This is a genomic window from Bacillus sp. JJ1521 (genome assembly GCF_036965165.1).
Taxonomy (GTDB): Bacteria; Bacillota; Bacilli; order Bacillales; family Bacillaceae_L; genus Ferdinandcohnia.
Genome location: NZ_JBALOX010000203.1, coordinates 3,822 through 4,921, shown reverse-complemented (window position 1 = coordinate 4,921; position 1,100 = coordinate 3,822). Strand labels below are relative to the sequence as shown.

Annotated in this window: 1 protein-coding gene; it reads right to left on the bottom strand. The window is 41.4% G+C overall.

The genetic code is table 11. The features are described from left to right. Nucleotides 1–68: 68 nt before the first annotated feature. Nucleotides 69–1,100: formate--tetrahydrofolate ligase (locus tag V7147_RS21825; RefSeq protein ID WP_335369914.1), on the bottom strand; the 1,032-nt coding region annotated here is incomplete at its 5' end.

Below are 1,100 nucleotides of genomic sequence, written 5' to 3'. Positions count from 1 at the left end.
CGACCTTCAGGTTATCAAATACAGTTGGATGAAACATGTTAATACCTTCTTTCGCTCATACCACGATTCTAAAACAATCCGACTGCTTTTCCATCTTCATTAACATCCATTTTGAGAGCGGATGGTTTTTTCGGAAGTCCAGGCATTGTCATAACCTCACCCGTTAAGGCAACGATAAAACCTGCCCCGATGGACGGTCTGAATTCACGGATTGTAATTGTAAAATCAGTAGGTCGACCAAGTTTTGTTGGGTCACCTGAGAGTGAGTATTGGGTTTTCGCCATACAGATTGGCAGATTACCCCAGCCGAATTTTTCGAAATCGGCCATTTGCTTTTTCGCCTTTCCGGAAAACTCAACATCCTTTGCTCCGTAAACCGTTCTAGCAATTGTTTTTACTTTTTCATCAATTGAAGCGGATAATTCATAAATCGGTGCAAATTGATTTTGTCCCGTTTTGATGACATCAAGCAATTTTTCGGCAAGCTCGATTCCACCTTCGCCACCCTTTTCCCAAACTTCTGTAAGGGCAACTGGATACGAATGTTCCGCGCACCAGGATTCAACTTTCTCTACTTCTTTTTCCGTATCTGTTACAAATCTATTAATAGCAACTACAAACGGCAGGCCAAAAGCTTGAACCGTTTCAATATGCTTTTGCAAATTCTCTAGGCCTTTTGCTAAAGCTTCGACGTTCTCTTCTTTGAGATGTTCCTTAGCCACGCCACCGTGCATTTTTAACGCACGATTTGTCGCGACAATGACAACCGCCTCTGGCTTAATATTTGCGTATCTTGCTTTAATATCTAGAAATTTCTCGGCACCAAGATCAGCACCAAATCCACCCTCTGTTACTACATAGTCCGCTAATTTCGTTGCCATCTTTGTGGCAATAATAGAATTACAGCCATGAGCGATATTGGCAAAAGGTCCCCCATGAATCAATGCAGGTGTGTGTTCGAGTGTTTGAACTAAATTTGGTTTAAGCGCATCCTTTAATAAAAGCGTAAGTGCCCCTTCTGCTCCAAGATCGCTTGCTGTAACTGGTTGTTTATGTATATTATAGCCTATTACAATTTTAGATAGCCTTTTCTTTAAATC